Here is a 21,192-nt window from a genome sequence, read left to right as displayed (position 1 = left end):
AAAGGAGGGCATCGCGGTGGCGAGCACATACACAACGATTCAGGGAGATACATGGGACCTGATCGCCTACAAATTGTACGGTGAAGAAAAGTACATGAAGGACCTGATTGAAGCGAACTGGCCGCTTCTGGATGTCCTCATCTTCCCTTCAGGTACGGTTCTGACCGTGCCTGATCTGCCGGAAGAGGTGGACGAGGACGCTCCGTTCTGGCGGTCAGATAATGACGAGAACGAAGAATATTATTCAGACACGGAGGACATGGAAGAAGATGAGTAATCCGAGAAAAGCGGTTCCGTCCTTGTCCTTCAATGGAAAAAATGTCACAACGAAGCTGAAGGAGTTTCTGGAAAGCGTCTCATATACGGACGTAGCATCAGGAGACAGCGATTCCATCGACATCTCACTGCATAACATCGGGATGAAGTGGATGGGCGCATGGTATCCGAAAAAAGGAGACAAGATCAGCGGAAACATCACGTTCCAGAACTGGAACGCAGAAGGAAAGCATCTGAAACTCGACTGCGGAAAATTCGTGCTGGACAGCATCAAGTTCAGCGGAGGACCGCTGAAGGCAACCTTCGGAGCACTGGCGATTCCGGCAAGCGAATCATTCAAGAGCAGGGAGCGGACGAAGACATGGAAGAAGGTCACGGTCAAGAAGATCGCGACAGAAATTGCTAAAAGGTACAAGCTGAATCTTTCGTACTCTGGACCGTCAATCACGATCAGCGCGATTGAGCAGTCAGAGAAATCGGATTCGGCTTTTCTGTACGAAGTCTGCAAAAGCTATGGACTGTCAATGAAAGTGTTCAACTCAAAGATAGTCATATACGATCAGACGGCACAGGAGAAGAAAAAATCAGTGGCAACACTGAAAAGAGAGTCATTCGTGGATGACAACTGGGACTATGAGGACGCACTGGAAGGAACATATACAGGGGCGAGAATATCCTACAAGTCAGGAAAAAACAGCAAAGAGATCAGCGTGTTTCTCGGACTGAAGGCAGAGAAGGCATCTGGTAGCAGGGTCCTGAAGATCAATGAGACGGCATCCGACGCAGCCGACGCATATTACAAGGCGGCCGCAGCGGTGAATCAGTCAAACGAGCAGGCAACCACACTATCAGGAGAAATCTGGCCGAATCCGAAGATATGCGCCGGAGTGTGCGTGACGATCTCTGGCATGGGAAAAGCAAACGGAAAATACTTCGTAGATAAGTCAACGACAGAGGTGTCGGATGGAAACACGAAGCAGAACGTTGAGATGCACAAGTGCCAGACGAGGCTGTCATACACACCGAAGAAACAGACTCCGACAAAGAAGAAGCCGACAACCACGAAAAAGTCATACAAAGTCGGGGACATTGTGAACTTCCACGGAGGAACACACTATATTTCATCATGGCCCGGAAGTAAAGGGTACAGTGCCAGAGCAGGAAAGGCGAAGATCACACTCGGCCCGAACTGCGCCGGAAATGGAAAGGCACATCCGTATCACCTTATTCATACAGACAGCAAAAGCAATGTTTATGGATGGGTTGATTCAGGCACATTCGACTAAAGAAGGGAGGAGAAAGCATGGCAGAGAAAAACATCAGAATCGGAAGAGTATCATCCATCGACTACGGAAGCGGAATGATAAGTGTGACCTATCCTGATCTTGACGATTCCGTGACGGACGATCTCCCGGTTTTTTCAATGGGGGACGAGTACAAGATGCCTCCTGTCGGAGCAGAGGTGCTTGTATTGCACCTGTCAAATGGGTGCGCGGCCGGAGTGGTGATGGGAAGATACTGGAACGAAGCCAACAAACCGAGCGTGAGTGGAAAAGGAGTTTTCCGCAAGGAACTCGGAGAGAAAAAAGGGGAGGCATACATCCAGTACAAAGGCGGAAACATGACGCTGAAGGATGGAAGCGGAGCAACAACGCTCGGAAGCATCCTGCAACGGCTCTCAAACTTAGAAGCGAGACTGTAAGGAGGGAGCCACATGGGAAAGATTGGAAACTGGGGAAAGACGATCGCCTTCGAGGTGAGCAGCAATAAGACCCTGACATTCAACAATTTTAAGAGAACAGTGTCGGCCAGATGGCACACACACAACATCGTGAACGGAAAGCCGAAAAGCGAATTTGCAGGTCCTGATTCATCAAGCGTGACACTGGAAGCAGTGCTCGCAGCAGAAAGAGGTGTGCGGCCGAGAGCCACACTGGAAAAACTGGAAAAAGCCTGCGAGAGCGGAACAGTGGACTATCTGTACATCGGCGGAAAGAAGGTCGGAACCGGGAAGATGAAGCTGGAATCCATATCAGAGACATGGGACGAGATATGGAACAGCGGACAACTGGTGAAGGCGAAAGTCTCGCTGACATTCTCCGAGTATTAAGGAGGGCGAGCAGATGGCAAAACGACTCATAAAATCCATCAATATCATGTCTGTATCAGGTGATACGCAGGGAATAGAGCGCATTGACAGCCAGATCAAAGCACTCATCCTGTCGATGGTTGGAACAATCCCCGGAAGCAGGGGATTCGGACTTGAAAGAGAGTTCATTTCAAGACCTCCGCAGGAGGCACTGAACCTTCTGGCAATCGAACTGGAAGAAAAACTCGAAGAGTATATTCCAGAGGTTACAGTGGCAAATGTGGAAGGCAAGGTCAATGGAGACGGCTCTATTGAACCGACAATATACATAGAGAGGAGGAACTGAAGTGATTGACGAAATCGAAAATCTGCCAGAGGTGAGCTTCATTGACTACATCACACTGGACGATGTGCAGAGGCAAATGGTGTCGGACTATCAGGAGAGATATGAGACACTGACCGGAACACCGACAACACTGGGAAGGGCAGACCCTCCTGCGCTGGTTCTGTATGCCTGCTCAATTCAGATATATCAGGCACTGCTCTATGTCGATCGTGCAGGGAAGCAGGACCTGCTGAAATACAGTTACGGCGAGTTTATGGACAATCTGGCCGCACTGAAAGGAATCAAGCGAGAACCTGCAAAGGCAGCAGTCGTGAAAGTCAAGTTCACACTGTCTGGCCTGCGTCCGCATCCGGTCGCAATTCCGGCCGGAACAAGAGTCACGAATGGCGAACTGTACTTCGAGACAAATGAATATGCAGAAATCGCAACAGGGGAAGAAAGCATCGAACTGATCTGCACCTGCCAGACGGCAGGAACGTCAGGAAATGGACTGATGGCAGGAGACATCAACGTGCTTGTGGACCCGATCGCATACATCCAGAGCGCAGAGAGCGTGGAAGAATCAACAGGAGGAACTGACATCGAATCAGATGACAGCCTTGCAGAGCGAATCTACATCGCGCCGAGCAAGTATTCAGTTGCAGGACCGGAAGAGTCATACAGATACTGGGTGAAGACTTTCAACTCATCCATCACGGACGTATACATCGACAGCGAGAATCCGACGGAGGTTCTGATCGAGTTCATCATGAACGATGGAGAACTCCCGAACGAGAGCATCATCCGGTCATTGCAGGATTATCTGTACAATGAGAACATCCGTCCGCTGACGGACAAAGTGATCGTAAAAGCACCGGACACAGTAGAATATGCGCTTGACCTGAAATACTACATCAACAAGAGTGATTCAGCGCAGGCGAACACAATTCAGAGTGCGGTCAATGCTGCCGTCGAGAATTACATCGTATGGCAGCGGTCAAAGATCGGACGCGACATCAATCCGTCGAAGCTGATCTGTATGCTCGAAGATGCAGGAGCGAAGAGAGTGGAGATCAACGCACCAGTCTTCAGGAAGATTGAGAAGACAGCCGTGGCGAAGGTCACAACGAAGAAAGTGGCCTATGGAGGAATTGAGGATGATTAAACTGTCAGAGGGCGGAATTGCCGAAATGTGGAAAGATGAGAAATCACCAGAGATGCAGGCAATCAGTTACGCACTTCAAAAGGCAGTTGCAATGGTGATCGAGAAGGCAGAGAAGACAAAGTGCTTCTCTGACATCGACAAGCTGGATGAGAAAACACTGGATTATTTTGCAGTGGAGCAGAGGGCAATGTACTATTCGCAGATGTTGCCGATCGAGCAGAAGAAAGCGATTATCAAGAACACTCTGAACTGGTACACGAAGGCAGGAACCCCGGCAGCAGTATCAGAGATGGTCGATGTCGTTCTCGGAGGTGGAAAGGTCGTGGAGTGGTTCGACTTCGACGAACCTCCATACACACCGGGAACATTCGACATCGTAACATCAGCATTGATGACATCAGACATCATGGAGGAACTGACAGGACTCGTGCAGAAGGTCAAGAACGTGCGATCTCATGTGCGAAGAGTCATCGTCGAGAGAAATATTCCATCCGGCATGAATGCCTGCACATGGATGTTCTCAACGCAGGACTCCATCGTTCCGAACGTACTGCTCGGAGACTACGATGTTCCGAACGGAGTGTATGCGGCCGGATATATCAGAGAGACGGTCGGAGAGACAACCGTCAGAAATGATATTCAGGTACAGACTGAAACGGCAGCAGGCCAGAGTGCAGCAGGAGTGACCAATGTGGAGAACACAACGACAGTCCTGAATCATCTGACAACAGCCAGTGAAGCAAAAGAGAGCAGCGTGAACATTGCGCTGTATGGTGAAGTAAAAGAAACAAGTACAACAGTACGATAGGAGGAATTATAAATGCTTATTTGGAATCCCGGAAAACTGACGAAGGATGGAAAAGCACTGCTCGCAAAAGCGCAGGCAGGAAAATGTGCCATTCAGATCACAAAGGCACAGTCGGGAAGTGGCTCATATACTTCGAGCGAGGACATCTCACAGAGAACTGCGCTGAAGACCGTGAAGCAGACATTCCCGATCTCAAACAAAGTTATCAATACAGATTCAGCACTGGTGCTGAAGATCACAATGGAGAACAGCACACTGACAGCAGGATATGACATCACAGAGTTTGGTGTGTTTGCATCTGACCCGGACAAGGGCGAAATTCTGTACTCCATCGCAACAGCAAGCACATCCGACTATATGCCTGCATACAACGGAGTGGTTCCGAGTGTTATCAACATGAGTTATTATCTTGAAGTTGCGAACGCATCAACCGTGACCATCAAGTCTGCCGGAGCACTTGCCCTTCAGAGCGATCTCGAAGCACTGGAAGCAAGAGTGACCGCAGTGGAGAGCGATGCCCTGCGCGGCTATGGAGCAAGAAGAAAGGTCGGAGCATCTTCGACAACATGGGAAAGAGTCGGAGCAGCGATCGGACTGGTTGCGAAGGCGGCGGTCGGAAACGGAACTGTACAGAACGACTTCATGGCGAGCGTATATCCGTACAACTCCGTGAAACCTTGTAATGTGGCAGAGGATATGAGCGTGAACGCATATCTCGGTGATGCAGACTTCCAGTGGGACGGAAGCAACGGAGATGTCATGCTCGAAGTGCCGCAGGTATACACAGCAAGATACTTCGAGACAGATTCAGACGGAGTAGAGTGGGAATACAGATGGGTGGCAGCAGGACCTGTCGGAAGATGTCATCTTGACCATGCGTTTACTGACGGAGATCGTCAGAGCGAGAAGATTTACATTCCAATCTTCAACGGCTCACTCAACACAGAAGGAACAAAACTGGAATCAAAAGCAGGAGTGTTCCCACTGCACAACAAGACAAGAGCACAGTTCAGAACCTTATGCACTGCAAAGGGTGACAAGTGGTGTCTGGATGATGTATGGACGATGCACCTGCTCGATACACTGTTCATTGTAATGTTCGCAGGAACAAATGCACAGACAATCCTCGGAAGAGGTCGTTCCGAGATGCCATATGATAACGCAGCAAATGTGGCACTTCAGGCGAAAAACAACACAAATTACATCACCATCGCAAAGAGTTGGGCGGAACGATTCACTGTCGGTCAGGGAATCGGAATCGGAACATCAGCAGGAAGCCAGAGCGTATTTGCAGAGAGAACGGTGACACAGATCACAGACTCCGCAGAGATTGAGAGCGCATCAAACATCTTCTTTGATGGGGACCCGGTAAACATCACGACAGATCATCATATATGGTCCTGCGTACAGAAGACAGGAGCAACAATCGAGATGCAGTCCGCAAACGGTCGTGTCGAAGGTGTTGACGGAAGAACGGCCGTCAGATTTCTGTACATTGAGGACTGGTTCGGAAATATGTGGCAGTTCAGAGATGGTGACAATATCAAGAAGTTTCAGCATTACTACTGCAACAAGCGCAGCAGCTATGCAGACAAGGTATATGAGGGAGATTACTTCAAAGTAGGCTATGAGGCATCACAGACAGGCGGATATGTGAAGAAGTTCGGATATGACCCTGAATGGCCGGAAATTGAAATCTGCGTCGATGCGACTGGTTCTTCGGGAACGTATTTCCCTGACTATTACTGGGCCGCCGAAGGCGGTGAGCTGGTCTTTTCCGGGGGTAGCGTGTACAACGGTGTCAACGTTGGCCCCTTCTGCCGGCACTGCTACAGCGGCTCTGGGTCTTCGTACTGGTACATCGGCGGCCGCCCTCTTGGTCGGAAATAACCATTTCGAGGGGGACATGGGGGATTCCCTCCCCCATGAAACCTTCCAGCAAAGGAAAAGTAAAGTGGAAAAATCATGCTGGAAGGATGCCGCCTGAAATGAGAACAGGAAATAAATAAAATTGTAGGGTGTAAAGACACGAGCGGCTGGTCATTTCCGGGGGTAACGTGAACAACGGTGTCAACGATGGCCCCTTCTACCGGAACTGCAACAACGGCTCTGGGAATTCGAACTGGAACATCGGCGGCCGCCCACTTTGTCAATATCTCGTTAATTTAGATACATTTCTCAATATTTGGTATAAATGTATCGTGACTTTACACTCCGTACTCCGGTACGGAACAGGATGAAAATTCTGTCCTTGCCCCTTGGCAAAAATGAAAGCCGTGAATGGCATCGGCTAGTACCTTGCTTGGAAAACCGATGAGGCTGACAAAGAGATAGGAGAAACCATTTCAAAATGCACTTACAGAAACTTAAAAACATCGTATGGACGAAGAGAATCGGGCATCTGTTCGAGAGAGTGACGGATATTGAGAATATCAAACGTGCGATCAAAAGGGCAGCGAAGCGGAAAACGCATCGGCCGTCCGTGCAGAGAATCCTGAATGACATCGACAGTTATGCAAGAAAGATTCAGGAAATGCTCGTGAATGAAACCTTCGTTCCGGCAAAATACACGATCAGAGAAATCTATGACGGCATCAAGAAGAAAAAGAGAGTCATCGCCGTGCCGAGGTTCTATCCAGATCAGTGCATCCATCATGCGTTCGTTCAGGTCTTCAGAGAGATTGTTGAACACGGAGCCGACAAGTTCTCCTGCGGATGCGTACCGGGTAAAGGTACGGACGGAGCACGAAAGATGATTAAACACTGGATAAAGAGTGACCCGATCGGGACAAGTAAAGTCCTGAAGCTGGATGTCCACCACTGTTATCCGACAATGAACCATGAAGCACTGCGGCAGAAACTGGAAAAGAAGATCAAGGACAGGAAGCTCCTGAACCTTGCTTTCAAACTGATTGCCAGTTATCAGCAACCTATGGCAGATCACACGAGGATGCTTCCAGAAGTTGACGCAGTAGGGATTCCGGTCGGACTCTACACATCGCCGTGGTTCTGCAATTTCTTCTTTCAGGACATAGATCACATGATCGCAGAGAAAACAGGTGCGAAGCACCATACAAGATATGTGGACGATATAGTCCTATTTGATTCAAATAAACGGAGATTACACAAAGCACTCCGAATGATTGCGGATGAGTTGAGAAAGGTCAAGATGCAGGTGAAAGCAAACTGGCAGGTCTTTCCACTGAAGGACAGACCGTTGGACTTCTTAGGGTATAAATTCCATGCAGGAGCGTGGACAACACTGCGAAAGTCCATCATGTTCAGGATAAGTCATAAGGCGAAGAAGATTTCAAAAATCTCATACATTTCACCGACGAACGCATCCGGTATGATCTCATACATGGGATTCATTTACAATTCGGATTCATGGAACTTCTGGAAGGAACGTGTGAAGCCGTTTATCAATTTGAAACTGCTGAAAGGAGTAGTGAGCAATGAGAACAGAAAGCAACATCAAGCCGCTTGTGCAGCATGAGATTGAGGCACTGCCGAAAATGGTCGGCAGAACCTGCACAGTCATTTTCTATGAGAACATCGAAGGCCCGATCGAGAAAGAAGAGGGAGATCAGGTGTACACCTATGACAGATACACTCTGGAAACACAATACAGAGAGAATCTGGAAGAGTCCATCGAGAAGAACCGTGAAGCATGGTTGCAAAAAGCAATCAAGGCAGAGCAGGAAGGCGAAGAGAAGACCGAGATGGAGATTCTTCAGGAACAGGTGGCATCACTTCAGGATGAGAATGCAGCACTGAAAGCCAGCAACGAAGAATTGAGCGGCATTGTGGATGACCTCATCGTTGCAAGTTTGGGAGGTGAAGAGAATGTATAATCGTCTGAAAAAACTGTACCTTGCAGGAAGGTTGAATGACACAGGTCTGGAAAATGCGGTGACAAGGGGATGGATTACCGAAGACCAGAAGGCGGAGATCATTGAGGCAAAGAAAGAACAGGACGCACCGAAAGAATAATTTCCAGTGCAGTCACGCAGGACATGACGGTCATTGCCGGAGAACTCTTGAAGAGTGCCGGGGACCGGAGTGTCCTGTTTTTGGCTCATGCGGTGAATGTCAGGACTACCACATCCCGGCCGGACAGGAGCCGTGCAAGAATTGCCAGTACATGAATGTACAGTAACCAAAACAAGGAGGTGAGAAAGGTGGACATGACAGCGATCGTCATTGCGGCGAGCATTCCTTCAGCAATAACAGGCTTTTGTTTCTGGCTGATCGAGCAGAATATTCAGAAGCGAGCAGAGAAGGAACGCAAAGAAAGAGAGGCAAGACAGGCAAAGGTTGACGAAAGAGAGCGAGCCAGAGAGCAGAGCGAACTCTGCATCATTAACTGCATCAACGCTTCTCTGGCACTGGGAGAGGCAACGGCCAGAGCCGTCCAGAGGATTCCCGATGCTCATTGCAACGGAGATATGCACGCAGCTCTCGAATACGCGCAGAAAGTAAAACATGAACAGAAAGATTTCCTGAATGAACAGGCAATCAAAGCAGTTGTATAATTTCAAGGAGGAAAAAAACATGAAAAACATTAACTGGATGAAGAAACTGACAAGTAGAAAATTATGGACAGCAGTTGCGTCCTTCGTCTCTATGATGATCGTAGCAACAGGCGGAGCAGAGAACACTGCAACGCAGGTGACTGCCATCATCATGGCAGGCGCATCCGTGATCGCGTACATCATCGGAGAAGGTCTGACCGATGCGGCAAACGTCGGAATCGAAGAAGGACAGCTTCTGGAAGCGGATGCCATCAAAGGCGAAGATGAGCAGTAAGAACAGCAAGGAACAGGAGGCGGAGCAATCCGCCTCTTTTTGTGGAGGTATCAGGATATGAAAAAAGAACATCTTGAAATACTGGCAAAGATCATCGGCGGAGTGGAATCAGGTGGTCAGATTTACGGCGGGCAGAACTACGCAGCATATGCAGGCAAGGCAGCGAACTCTTCAAACGAGAAGACCTGCACTCTCGGATGGGCGCAGAACTATGGCAACGAAGGAAGAAGACTCTGCAAAATGATTCTGGCCGCAGATGCCGCAGCGTTCAGAAAGGCAGACACGGCAGGAATCGAGAAGAAGCTGTCCGTTGACTGGGAGGCAACCGGATGGAATCCATCCGCAGCGGAGAAGAAGGCTCTGGTCGCGATCATCACAACGGATGCCGGAAAGAAGTGTCAGGACGAACTCTTCTCTGAACTGATGAACACATACATCAAGAGCGCAGAAGCGTATGGAGTGACCGACATCAAAGCGCAGATGATGTGGTGCGAGATCGAACATCTCGGAGGACTACGACCAGTGAAGAGAATCTTCGGCAGAGCATCGAAGCCATACACACCGGACACGATCTTCACATCCCTCCTGCTCGATCAGCAGGACACAAGCAACAACAATCAGGTCGGGGACAAGAAGTTCCAGAGCAGGCACGAGTGTTGCGTCCGCTGGATAAAGCAGTATGTCACAGACGGAAAGGCAGATTCAGGAAAGGAAGAAAAGAAAATGTATTCAAGACAGGCAGTTGTCGATCTGGTTGAAAGTTGGGTCGGCAAGAAAGAAGCAGATGGCTCATACAAGAGTATTATTGATATTTACAACAGCTTCACCGGAGCACTTCCGAGAAACACAAAAATGGAATATGGATGGGCGTGGTGTGCGTGTACATGGTCCGCACTGGCAGTTGCCCTCAAATATACTCCGATCATGCCGATTGAGATTAGTTGCTATTATCTGATCGAGAGAGCGAAAGCGATGGGAGTGTGGGAAGAGAACGACGCACACGTTCCGAAGCTGGGAGAGGCAGTTCTGTATGACTGGCAGGACAATGGAGTCGGAGACAACACCGGAACTCCTGACCATGTTGGAACAGTAACCTATGTCAATCAGGCATCCGGTTACTTTGTTGTAACTGAAGGCAATTATGGAAATGCAGTCAAGAAGAGAACAATCTCCATCAACGGAAGATATATCAGAGGATTCATCACTCCGAAGTATGATTCCGATGCAGCGCAGAGTCATCCGGTTCAGACACCGGGCAAGAGCACTTCAACAGTAGCTCACGAGGTCATTGCAGGTCAGTGGGGAAATGACCCTGAAAGATCAACTGCTCTGAAGGCGGCAGGATATGACCCGGAAGTCATTCAGGCAGAGGTCAACAAGATTCTGAACGGCTCCGCAGCAACTACAACCAAACCACAGCCAAAAGACCAGCCGATCACAAAGACCGTGAAGTCAACTTGCTATGCAAAGAGTTATGACAGAAGCCTTGCAGGAACTTACAAGACAACCGATGCGCTGTATTGCAGAAACGATGCAGGAAGCAACAAGAAAGCATTGTGCGTCATTCCGGCAGGAACTGAAGTGCATAACTATGGTTATTACACCACATACAACGGAGTGAAGTGGTTATACATCACAGTCACTATCGACGGTGTTGAGTACATCGGATTCAGTTCAAAGAGTTATCTGAAGAAATAAGATGAGAAAGTAAAAGAGGACCGAGCAGGGAGCAGTTCCCTGTTCGGCCCTCTTTTTTGTGCAATTTGCCTTTTGCAAAGTCCAGATCGCGCCCCGATCGGAGCCAGAGAAAAGCAAAACTGCACAAAAGAATCGTTTTTACTAACTACGCAGTACCGACAGGAGCGTTGGATTCGCGGGCTGCAGATGAACTGCTTCGCTTGTTTAAGGAGATCAATCAGCAGGGACAGACCATCCTGATGGTGACGCACAGTGTGAAGGCAGCGAGTACGGCAAACAGAGTTCTGTTCATCAAGGACGGAGAAGTGTTCCATCAGTTGTACCGCGGCAATATGAGCAATGAAGAATTGTATGAAAAAATATCCGCAACACTGACTGCGCTGACAACGGGAGGTGAGGACAATGCGTAATGTATTGTATCCAAAGCTGGCTTCGACCAACATTAAGAAAAACGGAAAGACGTATTTTCCGTATCTTCTGACCTGCATTTTGACTGTCATGATGTTTTATGATCTCTTGTTAGTCTCCACCAATTCGGCGCTGGATACCATGCCCGGTGCATCCCAGCTGCGTCTGATCCTGAATTTTGCAGTTACGATCACAGGTGGTTTTTCGGCAATCTTTCTCTTTTATACGAACAGTTTTCTGGTTCGTCAGAGAAAAAAAGAGATGGGATTGTATCAGGTGCTTGGAATGGATAAGACGAACCTGACAAAGATGATGGTCTGGGAGAGCATCTATACTGCGGGCGCAGGTATCCTTGGAGGAATCCTGGCAGGAATCGTATTCGGACGCCTCATCTTTCTGGTACTCCTGAAATTGATCCGGTTTGATGTTGCATTTCAGTTTTCTGTGGAACCGGAGGCTATTTTGATCTGTGCCGGTCTATTTGGAGCTATCTTTCTTGTGATTCTGATCTGGAACATTTTCCAGGTGCAGAGAGTCAATCCGGTGGAACTTCTGCAGGGAGGGAAAAAAGGAGAAAAAGAACCAAAAGCAAACTGGCTGATCGCAGTGATCGGAATTCTTTTGTTGGGAAGCGGATATTATATTGCACAGACGACAGAGTCACCGCTTAGTGCGATCACAAAATTTTTTATTGCAGTAATTCTGGTTATTTTCGGAACCTACGCTCTGTTTACAGCGGGAAGTGTAGCGCTGTTAAAATTATTGAAGAAAAATAAAGCCTATTATTATAAGACAAAACATTTTGTTTCAGTGTCAGGTCTGATCTATCGAATGAAACAAAATGCAGTAGGACTGGCAAATATCTGTATTATGAGTACCATTGTACTGGTATTGATTTCTGCGACAGCATCCTTGTATATCGGGCAGGAAAATATAATGAATACACGTTTTAAGACTGAATTTTCCGCAACATCTGATGAAACAACTCCGGAAAATATACAAGCGATGGAGCGGATCGTGCAGGAAGAGACGCAAAGCCGGGGGCTGGAGATTATTCATGAACAAAAATACCGGTATGTGCCGCTGAGCGCCATGAAATATGACAATCAGCTCAAGTTTGATACGGATTCAGGAAGTGGATATGATGCAGATGCGATGCGAGGCTTGTATGTGATTCCATTGGCAGATTATAATGCACTGGAAGGAACCGATATTTCACTTGCTCCGGATGAAGTGCTGACCTATTTCCCGGATGAAGAGTTTGACAGCGGAGAAATCGTGTTAGGTAAAGAGAATTATCATGTAAAAGAAAACTTGAAGGAATCCAATCTGCAGAAAAAGAAAGAGGCAGATGTGACAAAGAATATTTATCTGGTAATGGCGGATGATGCAGCTGTAGAGCATGTGATACAGCTCTATGGTCCGACCAAAATTCCGATCACGATGCAGTATCTGTTGAATTTTGATATGAAGGGAAATGACACTGCAAAAAGTGAAGCTCTGGAATCCATGAAAGCGCGGATGGAGACAAGCGGCGAGGTGCAGTCATGCTATGTAGAATACAGAGAAGCTTATGCACAGGAATTTTATGGCGTTTACGGCGGATTTTTCTTCCTTGGAATTTTTGTAGGATTCTTGTTCCTGATGGCGACGGTCCTGATCATTTATTACAAACAGATTTCTGAAGGCTATGATGACAAAGACCGGTATCAGATTATGCAGAAAGTAGGAATGAGTAAGAAAGAAGTCAAAGGATCGATTCACAGCCAGATTTTGACAGTATTCTTTGTTCCGCTTCTTATGGCGATCCTGCATGTGACAGTGGCATTTAAACCGATTACAAAGCTCCTTCTTGTGTTTAATTTGTCAGATACACATTTATCCATGATGTGCACAATTGGAGTATCAGCAGTATTTGCGGTATTTTATGTGATCGTTTTTGCAATCACGTCAAGAGAATATTATAAGATCGTAAAATAAAAAAGAACAAGTTGCTGTAAATCCGTTATGTATGGATTTTACAGTAGCTTGTTCTTTTTGGTCAATCGTGCTATAATGCAGAAAAGCATAAAAATTCTGGTTTTCTAAGCGGAACGATACCGCATCTTTTATTCTTATAGCATATCGGAAGATCTCTATGCTTTGATTTCAATCTAAAACAGCAGAGAGGTTTGAGCGAAAGATGAAAACCTGTATGGTACGAAAAGGATTCAGATCCCGACCCCGCAGTTTGTGATTTTTTACAATGGAAGTCAGGAACAGCCGGATCGAAAAATTTTAAGATTGTCTGATGCGTATTGCGTCAAAGAAGAACATCCGGCATTGGAGCTGACTGCGGTGATGCTGAACATTAACCGCGGGCATAATGAGAAGTTTATATAAATGTGCAAATCTCTGAAGGATTACTCGGAATATACTGAAAGAGTGCGGGAGTACGCCCAGGTAAAGCCGGTGGAAGAAGCAGTGGAACAGGCAATCAGTGAGTGTATTCAGGAAGGGATTCTTTCAGAGTTTTTGAAACAAAACAGAGCGGAGGCGAAACAAGTGAGTATTTATGAATATGATGAGGAAAAGCATATGCGGCAGGAGCGGGAAGCGTCCTGGGAAGAGGGCAGAGAAGAGGGGATAGAAGAAGGAATTAAAAAGGGAAAACAGGAGCTTTTAGAAAGGCTGATTCAAAAGAAGCTGGTAAAAGGAAAGTCAATTTCTGAGATTGCAGAGGAGCTGGAAGAAGAGGAAGAGGTCATTGCAGAGATGATACAAAAATCTGTTCGGGCGAGAAAATGATTACACTTCTGACTTGTCATTCGTATGGATTCAGAGAGTGATGTAAAAAATCTTCCATAGAAGATCATGTGTCGGGAAACACGGAATTCTATGGAAGATTTTTATTTTTACATTCGATTTAAATGTATTCCAGTTTTTCGAAATAGTGCATTAAAATATCCGGACAATTTTCGACTCCCAGTGCGGAGGTATCCAGAATCATATGATAGTCATTTACATCACCCCAGGTTTTTCCTGTATGTTCATAATAATAAGAAGCACGCTGTTCATCAGTCTTATCGATTTTCTCTTTTGCATCCTCGTAGGAAAGGTCTTCCAGCTTCATAATGCGTTTGATACGGTCTTCTTTATCAGCACATACGAAAATATTCAGAACATTCATGCGGTCTTTTAAAATATCAGAAGCGCACCGTCCGAGAATGATACATGGTTTTTCGGCAAGATTACGGATGGCTTCTGCCTCGGAGTCATACATGCGGTCATTGACCTGCTGTTCAATATAGGCACGGTCATAGACAGGAATGTCCAGTCTTTTGGAAAGTTCATCTGCAATGATACTTGCACCGGTTCCGAAACGACGGCTCATGGTGATTACTAATTTCATATGAATTCCTCCTTTGTATTTGTCAGAATTTATGCGTTGACAGAATCTGTGATTTTTGTGCACAGTTCCTGCAGTTGTTCCATTTGAGAATCATGCAGTGCTGATTTTACAGCGAAGTTTTCTGTCAGAAGTGTCATGTTTTTCAGTTCTGCAAGCTTTGCTTCCATCAGTTTTGCGGACTGCGGAGCCCAGCTTCCGTTTCCTAAAACAGCTACGGTGCGCCCCTGTACCATCAAAGCTTTCATATCTTCCAGATAGTTTGCCATCAGAGGATAAATTCCATTGTTGTAGGTTGGTGCGGCAAGTACAAGATGGCTGTATTTGAAACTGTCAGAAATCAGCTCAGATACATGTGTTTTGGAAATATTGTGGATCTTGATATTTGTGATTCCGGCATCAGCGAGCATGGCAGCCAGAACATTGACCATATTTTCTGTATTGCCATACATGGAAGCATAGGCAATCATAACACCCTTTGTCTCTGCTTCATATTTGCTCCAGATATCGTATTTTTCCAGAATATAGGAGAGGTTACTTCTCCATACAGGTCCGTGGAGAGGGCAGATCATCTGAATATCCAATGCAGCTGCTTTTTTCAGGACATTCTGTACCTGAATCCCATATTTTCCGACAATATTTGTGTAATAGCGGCGGGCTTCGTCCAGATAATCACGGTCGAAATCCATCTCATCGTTGAAGATCACTCCGTCCAGTGCTCCGAAAGTACCGAATGCATCGGCAGAGAACAAAACTTTATCGGTCTCATCGTAAGTCATCATAGCTTCCGGCCAGTGCACCATTGGCGCCATCACAAAGTGAAGTGTGTGTTTTCCGCAGGAGAATGTCTCGCCTTCTTTGATGATGATCTTTTTATCTCCAAGATCCATGCCGTAGAACTGATCGATCATCGGAAATGTTTTGGCGTTTCCGATCAGCTTCATATCCGGATAACGCAGGTGCAGATCCTCGATCAAAGCGCAATGATCCGGTTCCATGTGATTGATCACAAGGTAATCCAGAGTACGCCCGTTCAAAACAGCCGCGATATTTTCCAGAAACTGTCTGCCTACAGCGTTGTCTACCGTATCGAAAAGGACTGTCTTTTCATCCAGCAGCAAATAAGAGTTGTAGGAAACTCCTTTCTGAATCGGAAAAATGTTTTCAAATAATTCCAGTCTTCTGTCATTGCTTCCGACCCAGTATAAATCTTCGGTTACTTTTCTGACACAATGCATGTTAAAGTTCCTCCTTTATTTTCACTATGATTCTGTCAATCTATAGAAGTTCACATATTAACGTCTATATTTTAACATATTGAGATAAATTCGCAAGGCGGGTATGGGTTTTTGTGCAAAAAAATGACAGTTCCTTATAAAATCCTTAGAATTCGCTCTTAAAGTAAAGCTGTACAAAGAGAAGGGAGAATCATTTTATGGAAGAAATAATTTTGGAAACAAAAGAACTATGCAAGCAGTATCACAAACAGACTGTGCTGAAAAATATCAATATGAGAATTCCGAAAGGGTGTGTATACGGGCTTTTGGGAGCAAATGGCGCAGGAAAATCGACATTGATGAAAATATTGTGCGGGATGACGCGGGCAGATGCCGGGGAAGTATTTTTTGACGGAAAAATATGGAGTCGAAAGTGCATAGAACGGATTGGGGCTTTGATCGAGCTGCCTCCTGTTTATGAAAATTTAAGTGCAGTGGATAATCTGAAAGTGCGGACATGGACGCTTGGGATTTCAGATGCCCGGATCCTGGAGGTACTTGATATTGTGGATCTGAAAAATACGGGGAAAAAGCAGGTGGGAAAGTTTTCTATGGGAATGAAGCAGCGGCTGGGAATTGCGGTGGCATTGTTAAATGATCCGGATTTTCTGATCCTGGACGAACCGGCGAACGGACTGGATCCGTTTGGAATCCGTCAGCTTCGGGAAATGCTGGTTTCTTTTGCAGAAAGTGGGATGACAGTACTTGTCTCCAGCCATATTTTAGGTGAAATCCAGCAAACGGCAGACTACATTGGAATCCTGGCAAATGGAGTATTGGGATATCAGGGTGGACAGCAGGAAAATCTGGAAGAATTGTTCACGGAAATTGTGAGCAGAAACAGGGGGTGAACGGATATGAGAGCATATATCAAGGCAGAGCTTCTGAAAAACAGACATTCCGAATGGGCAAGACTGATGGTTATTTTTCCTACAATATCGATTTTATGTTCCGTATATTTTTCGTTTGGAAATGCAGCATATTATCAGATGAATCAGTATAACTGGTGGTATATGTGTTTCCTTCCAATCCAGGTAATCGCAGGCAGTATTTTTATCTGCCGGAGGGAGAAACGTCTGAAGTACAGAGCAGTGCAGATGCTTCCTGTATCAGCAGGGAAGATCTGGATAGCAAAGGTTGTCAGCTGTATTGGGCAGATCATTGTAAGTACAGGAATGATCGCAGCGGCGGTGGCCGGAATCAGTTTGGTTTTGAAACAATTATTTACAGGAGGAAATCTGTTTTCCCCGATTACTGTGGCAGCAGCATGGGGACTGTTAGTCTGCGCGATATGCTGGCAGATTCCTTTGTGGATGTTTTGTTATCAAAAGACGGGGATGGTCCTGACCTTTTTACTTGGGATGGGAGCGAATTCGATTCTTTCGACTGTTTGGACAACAGGATCCAGATGGTGGATGAATCCGTTTGCAATTTTGCCAAGGCTGATGTGTCCGGTTCTTCAAATACTGCCAAACGGACTTCCGGCAGTGCCGGAAAGTGTCATGTTTACGCCGCAGGTACTGGAAAAGAGTGTGATCGTTCCGGGAATCTTACTCAGTATGGGATTATTTGCCCTGTTGACAGCTATGACAGCAAGATGGTATCAGAGGAGGATGGAAGTCGGATGGGAAAAATAAAAAAACTGGTGGGAAGTGAATTCCTAAAATTGAAAGGAACCTGGATTTTCTGGATCCATTTGGGAGTTCCTGTTGCAGGCGCGGGATTGTTTTTATTGTATGGAGTGGCTGCAAAAAGAGAATGGCAGAGTGTACTGGAATTTTATGCAGAAACACTCGCGATCGTGTACCCGTCTGTTTCTGCGATCATCTGTATGCAGTCTGTGATGCAGGAATTAAAGGCGGGAAATTTTCAAAATCTGCTGTGTGTGTCAACATTGCGCTGGAGCGCAGTGTTGAGAAAGATACTCACACTTTGGATTCTCGGATTGGCGGCATCACTGCTTGCTTTTTTACTCTTTGGAATGGGCGTCTGGGGAACGAAAGCTGCGTGGAATCTGTCGGTAAAAGAATATCTTATATGCGGGCTGATCTTGTGGATAACGCAGGCAGGAATCTATCTTCTGCACTTTTTTCTGGCAATGCGTTTCGGAAGTGGAGCCTGTCTGGCAGCAGGGGTGACGCAGAGTCTGATTGCGGCATTGCTCTTTACTGGATTAGGAGATGGACTCTGGATGTGGTTTCCATGTGGATGGAGTGGACATCTGCTGTTGTATTATGTAAAATGGAAAACAGAGAGCGAAGTGTTTAAAATGGCGGGAGAAATGCTGAAAGAACAGATCAGGACGGGCGTTCTCTCAATGGTGGGAATGACGATAACAGGGCTGATCCTCTGGTGTATCTGGATACAGCATCACGACAGGAAAAGCATTTCACAATGACAGGAAAGAGGAGTCAAAATGGCATGGATATTGGCGGTAGATGATGAAGAAGGGATTCGGAATCTGATTCAGAATGCATTGGAAAAAGATGGACATCGGGTGAGTGTATGTAAAAATACAGAGGTGATAAAGGAAAAGGATTTGATTCACTATGATCTGATTTTACTGGATATCATGATGCCGGGAACAGACGGCATCACCTGGTGCAAAAAGATCAGACGGTATGTGGACTGCCCGATTTTATTTCTGACAGCAAAAGCGGAGGAAAAAAGTATCATGGAAGGGCTTGGTTCCGGTGGAGATGATTATATCTGTAAGCCGTTTGGAATCGGAGAACTCCGGGCAAGGGTTGCGGCACATTTGCGAAGAGAAGCCAGAGAAAAAACACATGCAGTGGAAATTTCAGGAATACGTTTTGATCTGGCGGGAAAGAGTGTTCAGGTGGGGGAAGAGAAAATTCCTCTGACGAAAAGTGAATATGAGATCAGTGAGCTTCTGGCATTGAACCATGGACAGGTTTTTTCCAAAGAGAAAATTTTTGAGAGTGTATTTGGATATGAGAGAGAAAGTGACAGCTCCGCAATTACAGAGCATGTGAAAAATATTCGGGCAAAATTTGCCAGATATGGGAAGAAGAATATACAGACAGTGTGGGGGATTGGGTACAAGTGGGAGTAAGGCAAAAGAATATTTCAGGGATTTTCAGACGTTTTCTGTTTAGTTTTTTACTTGCAGGAGCAGCAACTATACTGGTTTTGGGAGTGATTGTCCAGATTTTGACCATAAAGGCGGTGATACATCCCGCTAATTATGATGAACAGCAGTTGGAGCAAAAAAGGGAAGAAATCCAGGAAGCAGAAAAAGTGGAAGAAAGAATGCTCCCATACGGAACCAGGTTTGGAGTGTTTGATAATTCAGGCAGGTGGCTTTACGGAACATTTACAGAATCAGAAAGAGAAGAAGTATGGAAAGCTGTTTTGGAAGAGAAAAATGAAATCAGAAGTGGATATCTGAAACGATTCCAGAGAGAAGAGGAAATCTGTCTGGTATCCTATCAGCTTCGTGTTCAATTTGGAAATCCGGCACTCAGAGAACGGTTTCCGCATGTTCTGGAATTACTTTTGCTGGCAGCGCTTTTGATTTTTTGTGCGGAAGTGATGTTTTTGATCCGATATTTCAGCCGGAAGATTAAACAAGAACTTCAAAAAATTGAATGGATGACAGAAAAAATTGAGCATCAGGATCTGGAATTTCCATGTCCGGATTCTCAGGTTCTTGAAATCAAAAAAATCCTGGAGACGTTCGGAAGAATGCGGGATACACTGAAAGAGTCTCTGATGAAGCAGTGGGAGCTTGAATCAGCCAGAAAAGAGCAGATGGGAGCGCTGGCACATGATCTGAAGACGCCTTTGACTGTGATCCGGGGGAACGTACAGCTGATGGGAGAGGCAGAGAGTCTGGAAGAAGCACAAAAGTACAGCCTTGCATTGGAACAGGAAATTCAGGGAATCGAAGAATATTTGCAGATTTTGCAGGAGATGATCTCCACAGGAGGTTATCAGATGTACAAAAAAGAGCAGGTGGACATACGAGAACTGACAGGACAATTCAGAGAGCGGATCGAAGCGGCGGCTGCCGGGAAGAAGCAAACGATTCAGTTTGAATGTGAAAATCTTCCAAAGTGGATTTGTGTCAATGAGAAACTGTTGATACGGTCCTGGGAAAATCTGGTATATAACGCAATCGAATATACGCCACAGGGAGGAATGATACGAATCTGTATATCTGAGGGAAAGGAACAACTGGAAATTTCCGTAGAGGATGAGGGGAGCGGATTTTCGGCGGAAGATCTGCAGTCTGCGAAAAACCTGTTTTATCAGGGAGACAAAAGCAGACATTCCAGGAAACATTACGGGATGGGATTGTATCTGGCAGAGCAATTTGCAAAAGAAAACGGAGGAAGTCTTACATTGGCCAACTCTACGAGGATGAAAGGAGCATGGGTAAGACTGCGGATTGCGAAAGAATCCCAGAAATAAGTAATTGCAAAAGTTTGAAAAAGGATATAGAATACAAACGAAATCTAATACGAAAAGAAAGGAAGACAGACCGATGTTATTTGTACACTATCCGAAATGTACCACATGCAAACGTGCCAAAAAGTGGCTGGATGAGCATCAGATTTCTTATGAAGAACGAGATATCAAAGAGAATAACCCGTCACTGGAAGAGTTAAAAGAATGGTATCAGAGAAGCGGGCTTCCTCTTAAGCGCTTCTTTAATACAAGCGGGATGCTTTACAAAGAGATGAAGCTAAAAGATAAACTTCCGGAAATGAGCGAGGACGAACAGCTGGCACTGCTTGCTTCAGACGGAATGCTCGTAAAGCGTCCGATTGTTGTGACAAAAGAGAGCGTTCTTGTTGGGTTTAAAGAAGCACAGTGGGAAGAAGAGCTGTAATCGAAACAAAGAGTTCTGACAGGCAGGCAAAAAAAGGCTTGCCTGTTTTTTCATCTTGTGATATGTTAGAAACAGATTTGAAATGAAAGAG

General features: G+C 46.1%; 25 protein-coding genes and 1 pseudogene. 24 read left to right on the top strand and 2 right to left on the bottom strand.

The window, feature by feature from the left end; translation table 11 throughout:
- The first annotated feature begins 16 nt into the window (after nt 1-16).
- From FXV78_RS01705 to FXV78_RS18115, 18 genes and pseudogenes are all read left to right on the top strand, one after another.
- Nucleotides 17-277, top strand: a complete 261-nt coding sequence (locus FXV78_RS01705) for a tail protein X (RefSeq protein WP_004840225.1) — start codon at nt 17-19, stop codon at nt 275-277.
- On the top strand, nt 270-1,562 hold the full coding sequence (locus FXV78_RS01700) for a phage late control D family protein (RefSeq protein WP_004840226.1): 1,293 nt from the start codon (nt 270-272) through the stop codon (nt 1,560-1,562). The genes FXV78_RS01705 and FXV78_RS01700 overlap by 8 nt, the downstream gene beginning before the upstream one ends.
- A gap of 17 nt (nt 1,563-1,579) precedes the next feature.
- Nucleotides 1,580-1,978: a hypothetical protein gene (locus tag FXV78_RS01695; protein ID WP_004840227.1), complete on the top strand. Its 399-nt coding sequence runs from the start codon at nt 1,580-1,582 to the stop codon at nt 1,976-1,978.
- 12 nt (nt 1,979-1,990) lie between these two features.
- Nucleotides 1,991-2,386 (top strand): phage tail protein, encoded by a 396-nt coding sequence (locus FXV78_RS01690; protein ID WP_004840228.1) that lies wholly within the window; start codon nt 1,991-1,993, stop codon nt 2,384-2,386.
- 13 nt (nt 2,387-2,399) lie between these two features.
- Complete coding sequence (locus FXV78_RS01685; protein WP_004840229.1) at nt 2,400-2,711, top strand: hypothetical protein; 312 nt, start codon at nt 2,400-2,402, stop codon at nt 2,709-2,711.
- Nucleotide 2,712: 1 nt separating this feature from the next.
- Nucleotides 2,713-3,855, top strand: coding sequence for a baseplate assembly protein (locus FXV78_RS01680; RefSeq protein WP_004840230.1), 1,143 nt, complete (start codon nt 2,713-2,715; stop codon nt 3,853-3,855).
- Nucleotides 3,848-4,663: a phage tail protein gene (locus tag FXV78_RS01675; RefSeq protein WP_039959146.1), complete on the top strand. Its 816-nt coding sequence runs from the start codon at nt 3,848-3,850 to the stop codon at nt 4,661-4,663. The genes FXV78_RS01680 and FXV78_RS01675 overlap by 8 nt, the downstream gene beginning before the upstream one ends.
- 12 nt (nt 4,664-4,675) lie before the next feature.
- On the top strand, nt 4,676-6,553 hold the full coding sequence (locus FXV78_RS01670; RefSeq protein WP_004840232.1) for a phage tail-collar fiber domain-containing protein: 1,878 nt from the start codon (nt 4,676-4,678) through the stop codon (nt 6,551-6,553).
- A 460-nt stretch (nt 6,554-7,013) separates the two neighbouring features.
- Entirely contained in the window at nt 7,014-8,159 is a 1,146-nt protein-coding gene (locus tag FXV78_RS01665; protein WP_004840233.1) for an RNA-directed DNA polymerase, read from the top strand.
- Complete coding sequence (locus FXV78_RS01660) at nt 8,119-8,517, top strand: FtsB/FtsL family cell division protein (protein ID WP_039959148.1); 399 nt, start codon at nt 8,119-8,121, stop codon at nt 8,515-8,517. The genes FXV78_RS01665 and FXV78_RS01660 overlap by 41 nt, the downstream gene beginning before the upstream one ends.
- Nucleotides 8,510-8,656, top strand: coding sequence for an XkdX family protein (locus FXV78_RS01655; protein WP_004840235.1), 147 nt, complete (start codon nt 8,510-8,512; stop codon nt 8,654-8,656). The genes FXV78_RS01660 and FXV78_RS01655 overlap by 8 nt, the downstream gene beginning before the upstream one ends.
- Before the next feature lie 194 nt (nt 8,657-8,850).
- A complete protein-coding gene (locus tag FXV78_RS01650) occupies nt 8,851-9,198 on the top strand; it encodes a serine/threonine protein kinase (protein ID WP_207742171.1) in 348 nt (115 codons plus the stop codon).
- Nucleotides 9,199-9,217: 19 nt separating this feature from the next.
- Complete coding sequence (locus FXV78_RS01645; RefSeq protein WP_039959152.1) at nt 9,218-9,472, top strand: hypothetical protein; 255 nt, start codon at nt 9,218-9,220, stop codon at nt 9,470-9,472.
- Between the two features lie 57 nt (nt 9,473-9,529).
- Nucleotides 9,530-11,170, top strand: a complete 1,641-nt coding sequence (locus FXV78_RS17765) for a hypothetical protein (protein WP_004840239.1) — start codon at nt 9,530-9,532, stop codon at nt 11,168-11,170.
- Nucleotides 11,171-11,325: 155 nt separating this feature from the next.
- A pseudogene (locus FXV78_RS01635) lies at nt 11,326-11,580 on the top strand (ABC transporter ATP-binding protein); the annotation flags it as partial.
- Nucleotides 11,573-13,558 carry an ABC transporter permease gene (locus FXV78_RS01630; RefSeq protein ID WP_004840241.1) on the top strand — a complete coding sequence of 662 codons (1,986 nt, stop codon included), beginning with the start codon at nt 11,573-11,575 and terminating at the stop codon, nt 13,556-13,558. The pseudogene FXV78_RS01635 and the gene FXV78_RS01630, both read left to right, overlap by 8 nt.
- A gap of 252 nt (nt 13,559-13,810) precedes the next feature.
- Entirely contained in the window at nt 13,811-13,960 is a 150-nt protein-coding gene (locus FXV78_RS18565; protein WP_159308430.1) for a hypothetical protein, read from the top strand.
- Nucleotides 13,961-14,365 (top strand): hypothetical protein, encoded by a 405-nt coding sequence (locus tag FXV78_RS18115; RefSeq protein ID WP_330404579.1) that lies wholly within the window; start codon nt 13,961-13,963, stop codon nt 14,363-14,365.
- 118 nt (nt 14,366-14,483) lie between these two features.
- Here the strand turns inward: FXV78_RS18115 and FXV78_RS01620 are convergent, their stop codons facing one another.
- Nucleotides 14,484-14,969, bottom strand: a complete 486-nt coding sequence (locus tag FXV78_RS01620) for a cytidylate kinase-like family protein (protein WP_004841920.1) — start codon at nt 14,967-14,969, stop codon at nt 14,484-14,486.
- A 29-nt stretch (nt 14,970-14,998) separates the two neighbouring features.
- On the bottom strand, nt 14,999-16,204 hold the full coding sequence (locus FXV78_RS01615) for an FprA family A-type flavoprotein (RefSeq protein ID WP_004841918.1): 1,206 nt from the start codon (nt 16,202-16,204) through the stop codon (nt 14,999-15,001).
- Between the two features lie 197 nt (nt 16,205-16,401).
- On the opposite strand from FXV78_RS01615, the gene FXV78_RS01610 reads away from it, so the two are divergent.
- The 6 genes from FXV78_RS01610 (at nt 16,402) to FXV78_RS01585 (ending at nt 21,101) form a co-directional block, all read left to right on the top strand.
- A complete protein-coding gene (locus FXV78_RS01610) occupies nt 16,402-17,094 on the top strand; it encodes a lantibiotic protection ABC transporter ATP-binding protein (RefSeq protein ID WP_004841916.1) in 693 nt (230 codons plus the stop codon).
- Nucleotides 17,095-17,100: 6 nt separating this feature from the next.
- Entirely contained in the window at nt 17,101-17,880 is a 780-nt protein-coding gene (locus FXV78_RS01605) for a lantibiotic immunity ABC transporter MutE/EpiE family permease subunit (RefSeq protein ID WP_004841915.1), read from the top strand.
- Complete coding sequence (locus FXV78_RS01600) at nt 17,868-18,641, top strand: lantibiotic immunity ABC transporter MutG family permease subunit (protein WP_009244860.1); 774 nt, start codon at nt 17,868-17,870, stop codon at nt 18,639-18,641. Before FXV78_RS01605 ends, FXV78_RS01600 begins: the two co-directional genes overlap by 13 nt.
- A gap of 18 nt (nt 18,642-18,659) precedes the next feature.
- A complete protein-coding gene (locus FXV78_RS01595; RefSeq protein ID WP_004841910.1) occupies nt 18,660-19,319 on the top strand; it encodes a response regulator transcription factor in 660 nt (219 codons plus the stop codon).
- The gene (locus tag FXV78_RS01590) at nt 19,310-20,680 is read left to right on the top strand and encodes a HAMP domain-containing sensor histidine kinase (RefSeq protein WP_004841909.1); all 1,371 of its coding nucleotides are present in this window, start codon (nt 19,310-19,312) and stop codon (nt 20,678-20,680) included. Before FXV78_RS01595 ends, FXV78_RS01590 begins: the two co-directional genes overlap by 10 nt.
- Nucleotides 20,681-20,753: 73 nt before the next feature.
- Nucleotides 20,754-21,101, top strand: a complete 348-nt coding sequence (locus FXV78_RS01585) for an arsenate reductase family protein (protein WP_009244858.1) — start codon at nt 20,754-20,756, stop codon at nt 21,099-21,101.
- The last annotated feature ends 91 nt before the right edge of the window (nt 21,102-21,192 follow it).

The organism is Mediterraneibacter gnavus ATCC 29149, from assembly GCF_008121495.1.
Taxonomy (GTDB): Bacteria; Bacillota; Clostridia; order Lachnospirales; family Lachnospiraceae; genus Mediterraneibacter; species Mediterraneibacter gnavus.
This window is presented reverse-complemented; position numbering and strand designations above follow the sequence as displayed.

Excerpts from the sequence above, each read along its gene's own strand:
- FXV78_RS01700 (WP_004840226.1), top strand. The coding sequence starts at position 270 with ATGAGTAATCCGAGAAAAGCGGTTCCGTCCTTGTCCTTCAATGGAAAA.
- FXV78_RS01695 (WP_004840227.1), top strand. The coding sequence starts at position 1,580 with ATGGCAGAGAAAAACATCAGAATCGGAAGAGTATCATCCATCGACTAC.
- FXV78_RS01690 (WP_004840228.1), top strand. The coding sequence starts at position 1,991 with ATGGGAAAGATTGGAAACTGGGGAAAGACGATCGCCTTCGAGGTGAGC.
- FXV78_RS01685 (WP_004840229.1), top strand. The coding sequence starts at position 2,400 with ATGGCAAAACGACTCATAAAATCCATCAATATCATGTCTGTATCAGGT.
- FXV78_RS01675 (WP_039959146.1), top strand. The coding sequence starts at position 3,848 with ATGATTAAACTGTCAGAGGGCGGAATTGCCGAAATGTGGAAAGATGAG.
- FXV78_RS01670 (WP_004840232.1), top strand. The coding sequence starts at position 4,676 with ATGCTTATTTGGAATCCCGGAAAACTGACGAAGGATGGAAAAGCACTG.
- FXV78_RS01665 (WP_004840233.1), top strand. The coding sequence starts at position 7,014 with ATGCACTTACAGAAACTTAAAAACATCGTATGGACGAAGAGAATCGGG.
- FXV78_RS01660 (WP_039959148.1), top strand. The coding sequence starts at position 8,119 with ATGAGAACAGAAAGCAACATCAAGCCGCTTGTGCAGCATGAGATTGAG.
- FXV78_RS01655 (WP_004840235.1), top strand. The coding sequence starts at position 8,510 with ATGTATAATCGTCTGAAAAAACTGTACCTTGCAGGAAGGTTGAATGAC.
- FXV78_RS01650 (WP_207742171.1), top strand. The coding sequence starts at position 8,851 with ATGACAGCGATCGTCATTGCGGCGAGCATTCCTTCAGCAATAACAGGC.
- FXV78_RS01645 (WP_039959152.1), top strand. The coding sequence starts at position 9,218 with ATGAAAAACATTAACTGGATGAAGAAACTGACAAGTAGAAAATTATGG.
- FXV78_RS17765 (WP_004840239.1), top strand. The coding sequence starts at position 9,530 with ATGAAAAAAGAACATCTTGAAATACTGGCAAAGATCATCGGCGGAGTG.
- FXV78_RS01630 (WP_004840241.1), top strand. The coding sequence starts at position 11,573 with ATGCGTAATGTATTGTATCCAAAGCTGGCTTCGACCAACATTAAGAAA.
- FXV78_RS18115 (WP_330404579.1), top strand. The coding sequence starts at position 13,961 with ATGTGCAAATCTCTGAAGGATTACTCGGAATATACTGAAAGAGTGCGG.
- FXV78_RS01620 (WP_004841920.1), bottom strand. The coding sequence starts at position 14,969 with ATGAAATTAGTAATCACCATGAGCCGTCGTTTCGGAACCGGTGCAAGT.
- FXV78_RS01615 (WP_004841918.1), bottom strand. The coding sequence starts at position 16,204 with ATGCATTGTGTCAGAAAAGTAACCGAAGATTTATACTGGGTCGGAAGC.
- FXV78_RS01610 (WP_004841916.1), top strand. The coding sequence starts at position 16,402 with ATGGAAGAAATAATTTTGGAAACAAAAGAACTATGCAAGCAGTATCAC.
- FXV78_RS01605 (WP_004841915.1), top strand. The coding sequence starts at position 17,101 with ATGAGAGCATATATCAAGGCAGAGCTTCTGAAAAACAGACATTCCGAA.
- FXV78_RS01600 (WP_009244860.1), top strand. The coding sequence starts at position 17,868 with ATGGGAAAAATAAAAAAACTGGTGGGAAGTGAATTCCTAAAATTGAAA.
- FXV78_RS01595 (WP_004841910.1), top strand. The coding sequence starts at position 18,660 with ATGGCATGGATATTGGCGGTAGATGATGAAGAAGGGATTCGGAATCTG.
- FXV78_RS01585 (WP_009244858.1), top strand. The coding sequence starts at position 20,754 with ATGTTATTTGTACACTATCCGAAATGTACCACATGCAAACGTGCCAAA.